This is a genomic window from Peterkaempfera griseoplana, from assembly GCF_001418575.1.
Taxonomy (GTDB): Bacteria; Actinomycetota; Actinomycetes; order Streptomycetales; family Streptomycetaceae; genus Peterkaempfera; species Peterkaempfera griseoplana.
This window is the reverse complement of sequence record NZ_LIQR01000699.1, coordinates 1-4800: the sequence shown is the minus strand read 5'-3', so window position 1 is coordinate 4800 and position 4800 is coordinate 1. Positions and strand designations below refer to the sequence as shown.

The following is a 4800-nucleotide window of genomic DNA, read 5'->3' as shown; positions in this document are numbered from 1 at the left end:
CGCGGCCGGCCGCGTGATCGCTTGTTGTGCCACGGCCCAGGTCTCCAGGCCTGGGCCGTTGCGTCGAGGTGACCTTCTCTGCGGTTCCGCAACCCTCAGAGTTGAACGGCGAGGTGGCGGGGTCCGCGGAGCATGGCGGCCTGCCGGTACGGCGGCGGGTCCTGAACAAGGCGGGCCGCGCCGAGGTGGGGGATCAGCGCGCCGAGCGCGGCCTGGGCTTCGAGGCGGGCGAGTGGTGCGCCGTAGCAGAGGTGGATGCCGCTGCCGAAGCCGAGGTGCTCGTTGTCCGGACGGGTGGGGTCGAACCGGTCGGGCTCGTGGAACCGCTTGGGGTCACGATTGCCCGACGCCAGCGCCAGCACGACGGACGCGCCCTCGGGGAGGGTGGTGCCCGAGACGTCGAGGTCGGTGAGGGGGATGCGTTCGCGCATGTGGACGGGGGGTTCGTAGCGCAGCAGTTCCTCCACCGCCCGGGGCAGCAGGCCGGGTTCCCGGCGCAGCAGGTCCAGGTGCTCGGGCTGGCGCAGCAGGGTGAGCACCCCGTTGGTGATGAGGTTGACCGTGGTCTCGTGTCCTGCGATGAGCAGCAGTACGGCGGTCTCCGCGAGTTCCTCGAGGGTGAGCCGCTTGGCGGGATCGGGTTCGTTGGCGAAGGCGGAGAGCATGTCGCCGGTGGGCCGGCCGCGGCGCTGCTCGGCGAGGCCGACCAGGTACGCGCCCATCTCGTAACGCGCCTGCCTGCCTGCCCGGTCCCGCTCGGTGGTGTCCTCCCCGGTCGTCACGTCGGCGGATGCGACGATCACGTCGGACCACTCCCGGAACCTGGGCTCGTCCTCGCGGGGCACGCCGAGCAGCCGGCAGATCACCGTGACGGGCAGCGGGTAGGCGAAGTCGTCGACGACGTCGATCTCCCGGCCCGGTTGGAAGGACCGGCTGAGTTCCTCGGTGATCTCGACGATCTCGCCGCGCATGGCGTCGACCCGGTCCGGAGTGTGCGGTGGGCCGAAGGGCCGCATGGCCAGGGTGCGCAGCCTGTGGTGTTCGGGGTCGTCCAGCCGCAGGAACGGCAGCCGGGCCGTCTCCTCGGGCGGACCCGCGGGTGGGGTGGTGAGGCTGCGGGGGTCGGCGCTCATCCGCGGGTCGTGGAGCAGGGCGGCGATCTCGTGGAAGGTACCGATCAGGTAGCTGCCGTCTGCCTGTTGCACCACGGGGCCGGCGTCGCGGAGTTCCGCGTACAGCGGATAGGGATTGGAACGGTTGGCGTAGTCGGTGATCCGTTCCAGGAGGGTGTCGGCAGGCATGCGGACGGCTCCTTGTGATCAGGCGGGACGTCGGTCAGCCGGTGGGGTGCACCACGGTCAGCCGGCGGTCGGGCAGGTAACCGGTGAGCGCCACGGTCGGTCCGTGGGACAGTCCCTTGGGATCCGGCACGTCGGAGGGGATCGGGATCTCGGCCGCGAGCGGACGGTCCGCCGCGCCCGACCCGGGCGGGAACGGGGCAGCGGTCTCGATCAGGTGCTGGTAGTACGGGAGCGACTTGGCCATGTCGACGGTGACCGCGGCGGTGACCCGCCCCTGGTAGCCGTAGACCATCGCCAGCCGGCGTGCCTCCAGGGAGCCCTGGGCGATGACCACATGGTCCGAGTAGGTCGGGACGCCCACCGACTTGATGTTGAGCCCGAACTGGGTCGACCAGAAGGTCGGGACGGCGAGGTGCGGGCGCCGCAGCGGTCCGGGACTGACCATGTTGTGGGCCGCCACCGCGGCCTGTGCGACCGCGTTGCCCCAGTGCTCCAGGGAGAGCATCTGGTACCCGAACAGCGGGTGGGGGAAGCGGGAGACGTCCCCGGCCACGAAGACGTCGTCGGTGACGATGCCGTACATGTCGAAGGCCCGGCACCCGGCGTCGCAGGAGATCCCGCGCGGCCCCGCCGCGAGTCCGGAGTCCGCGAGCCACTCGACGTTCCGGATCGCGCCCAGCGCCGCGACGCACACGTCCGCCTCCACGCGGCTGCCGTCGGACAGGTCCGCACCGACGAACCGGCCGCCGCCGTCCCCCCGCAGGGCGGTGACCGTCACCCCGCACCGCAGATCCACGCCATGGTTGCGCTGCATGGCGGCCGCGAGCTTCGACAGCGTTCCGCCGAGCGCCCCCACCAGGGGCGCAGGGCCGCGTTCGGTGACCGTGACCTCCAGCCCGCGTTCCCGGCAGGCCGAGGCGATCTCCGAGCCGGTGAAGCCGCCGCCGATCACCAGCACCCGTTGCGGCCCGGCGGCCAGCCGCTCGGCCAGCGCTGCGCCGTCATCGCGCGTACGCAGGGTGAACACCCCGTCCAGGGCGGCCTCCTCCGGATTGCGCCAGGGCCGCGCCCTGGTGCCGGTGGCGATCAGCAGCCGGTCGTACGGCAGCGACTCGCCGTCGGCCAGCGTGACCCGTTTCCGGAGCGGGTCCAGGCCGGTGGCGCGTACCCCCAACCGCCACTCGGCCTCCGGGTTCCGCCGCATCGGCAGTCCGGTGCTGTCCGCCGCCGCCTCGCCCAGCAGCACCTGCTTGGAGAGCGGCGGCCGGTCGTATGGCGGATACGGCTCGTCCCCGACCACGGTCAGCGAGCCGGTGAAGCCCTCCTCGCGCAGCGCCTCGGCGGCCCGCAAGCCGGCCAGCGACGCGCCGACGACGACGATCCGGCCGTCCCCGGGGTCACCGGTCACCGGGGTTCACCTCCTCGCCGAGGAGGACGGCCTGGACCGGGCAGGCCGCAGCGGCCTGGCGCACCCGCTCCAACTGCTCGTCGGGGACGGCCGGGGCGTACAGCAGGCCCTCCTCGCCGTGGAGCCGGAACACCTCCGGCGCGAGGAACACACACTGTGCATAGCCCTGACAGCGGGTGAGATCCACAACGATCCGCATCCCCACCACTTCCTTCGCCGCCGCACCCCCTCCGTTTCAGCATGAGCCATAAATCGGATATGTGCACCTATACCGCCCTGGGGAGCGGGCTCCGGGCAGGGCCCGAGCGGCGGGTCGACGGGTCAGCCCGGGACGCGGTCAGGGAAGTCGCCCCGCTGCCTGCCCGCCGGTCGCCGCCGTTGCGGGCGGGCGGCCCGGCGGCATCGGCGTCCGAGGGTCACGCCGGGGTGCCGGTGAGTCCGGCCCGCGTGAGTGATTCTCGGTGCAGTGAACCTGTCCGAGACCGAACGACGGCCCGAAACCCCCGGTGAGCCGCCGGTCGCGGCACTACGCTGCGGACGTGACCGGACCCCAGGAACGTCGCGCCGTCGTCGCGCTGAAGGACGTCGCCGTGCAACGCCGTACCACTGGACAGGAGATCGTCCTCGAGGGGATCACCTGGACCGTCGCGCCCGGCGAGCACTGGGCGCTGCTGGGCGCCAACGGCGCGGGCAAGTCCACCCTGCTGCGGCTCGTCGGGGCGGTGATGTACCCCACCGCCGGCACGGTCGAGGTCCTCGGCGCCCGGCTCGGCCGCGTCGACATGCGCGAGCTGCGGGCGCGGGTCGGCCTGGTGTCCGCCGCCCAGAAGGTACCGCTGGACGCCACCGCCCACACCGTCGTCCTCACGGGGGCGACCGGCACGGTGCAGCCGCTGTGGCGGAAGTACGACACCGCGACCCGTGAGCGTGCCCACGCCCTGCTCGCCGAGCTGGGATGCAAGGAGCTCGCCGATCGTCGTTTCGGTGACTGCTCGGGCGGCCAGCGCGCCCGGATCCTCATCTGCCGTGCGCTGATGGCCGATCCGTCCCTGCTCCTGCTGGACGAGCCGTTCAACGCCCTGGACCTGCCCTCCCGCGAGGATCTCGTGGACGCACTGCACCGGCTGGCAGCCGACCGGGCCGACCTGGCCACCGTCACGGTCACCCACCATGTGGAGGAACTCCCGCCCAGCACCACTCACGCCTTCCTGCTGAAGGAGGGCCGGGAACTGGCATCCGGTCCCGTCGACGGCGCACTCACCGAGAACAACATGACGGTCTGCTTCGGACGTCCCATTCATGTGGCCCGCCACGACGGCCGCTGGTACGCACGCTCGGGCCGATAGGCCCTCACCCGGGTGTGCCGGCCGTACTCGCCGGGCGGTAGTCAGCGCATGACCCGGCCGCCTTGTCAGGACCGTCCTGACGTCCTTGCGCTATGTTGCCTCGCTCGACGTTCCGCACCACGTCGTGGAGTACCTGTCCCGCCTGCTGGCAGCGCACCGGCGGCGAATCGGCACTCCGCGCGGCAGCCGGGCGCTCGGCCCCTTCCGTCAGGCCGTGCTGGTGCTGCGCTGGTTCCGTGAGCGCGGCTGCGTGCACTGCCTGGCCCGCGATGCCGGCGTCTCTCAGGCCACCGGCTACCGCTACCTGCACGAAGGCATCGATGCCCTCGCCGCCCAGGCGCTGGACCTGCACGAAGTCCTGGACCGCTGCCGACGCCAGGGCATGACCCACGTGTTCCTCGACGGCATCCTGATCGAGTCAGACCGCCTCGCCGGGGTCCGCGACAACGGTAATGACCTGTGGTTCAGCCAGAAACACAAGGCATTCGGCGGCAACGTGCGCCGGCCGACGGCTGTCCTCACCTACAGCGTGCGGCGGCGAACCGGAGGTCCGCCTGTGCGGACGTCGAGGCGGCGCTCGCCGATCTCGGGCGGGGGGTCATCTCCCTGGCCAACGCCGGCGCCGACATCAAGTTCGGCGGCTACATGCTCGGAGGAGTGGACCACGAGGAGACATACGAACGTCGTCTGCTGCAGGGGATCTTCGCCGAACTCCACTGACCCGATCCCTCGCTCATGAAGGCCG

General features: G+C 71.8%; 5 protein-coding genes. 2 read left to right on the top strand and 3 right to left on the bottom strand.

The window, feature by feature from the left end:
* Window positions 1-95: 95 nt before the first annotated feature.
* From AOK09_RS35640 to AOK09_RS35630, 3 genes are read right to left on the bottom strand one after another with little or no spacing between them, the layout of a single operon-like run.
* Entirely contained in the window at window positions 96-1301 is a 1206-nt protein-coding gene (locus AOK09_RS35640; RefSeq protein WP_055591329.1) for a cytochrome P450, read from the bottom strand.
* Window positions 1302-1335: 34 nt separating this feature from the next.
* Complete coding sequence (locus AOK09_RS35635) at window positions 1336-2709, bottom strand: NAD(P)/FAD-dependent oxidoreductase (RefSeq protein WP_055591328.1); 1374 nt, start codon at window positions 2707-2709, stop codon at window positions 1336-1338.
* Window positions 2699-2908, bottom strand: a complete 210-nt coding sequence (locus tag AOK09_RS35630) for a ferredoxin (RefSeq protein ID WP_055591327.1) — start codon at window positions 2906-2908, stop codon at window positions 2699-2701. Before AOK09_RS35630 ends, AOK09_RS35635 begins: the two co-directional genes overlap by 11 nt.
* 340 nt (window positions 2909-3248) lie before the next feature.
* On the opposite strand from AOK09_RS35630, the gene AOK09_RS35625 reads away from it, so the two are divergent.
* Window positions 3249-4055, top strand: coding sequence for an ABC transporter ATP-binding protein (locus AOK09_RS35625; protein WP_055591326.1), 807 nt, complete (start codon window positions 3249-3251; stop codon window positions 4053-4055).
* An 85-nt stretch (window positions 4056-4140) separates the two neighbouring features.
* Window positions 4141-4794, top strand: a complete 654-nt coding sequence (locus AOK09_RS41005; RefSeq protein ID WP_169797115.1) for a hypothetical protein — start codon at window positions 4141-4143, stop codon at window positions 4792-4794.
* Window positions 4795-4800: the final 6 nt, after the last annotated feature.

Coding starts and splice junctions, on each gene's coding strand:
- AOK09_RS35630 (WP_055591327.1), bottom strand. CDS start 2,908: ATGCGGATCGTTGTGGATCTCACCCGCTGTCAGGGCTATGCACAGTGT.
- AOK09_RS35640 (WP_055591329.1), bottom strand. CDS start 1,301: ATGCCTGCCGACACCCTCCTGGAACGGATCACCGACTACGCCAACCGT.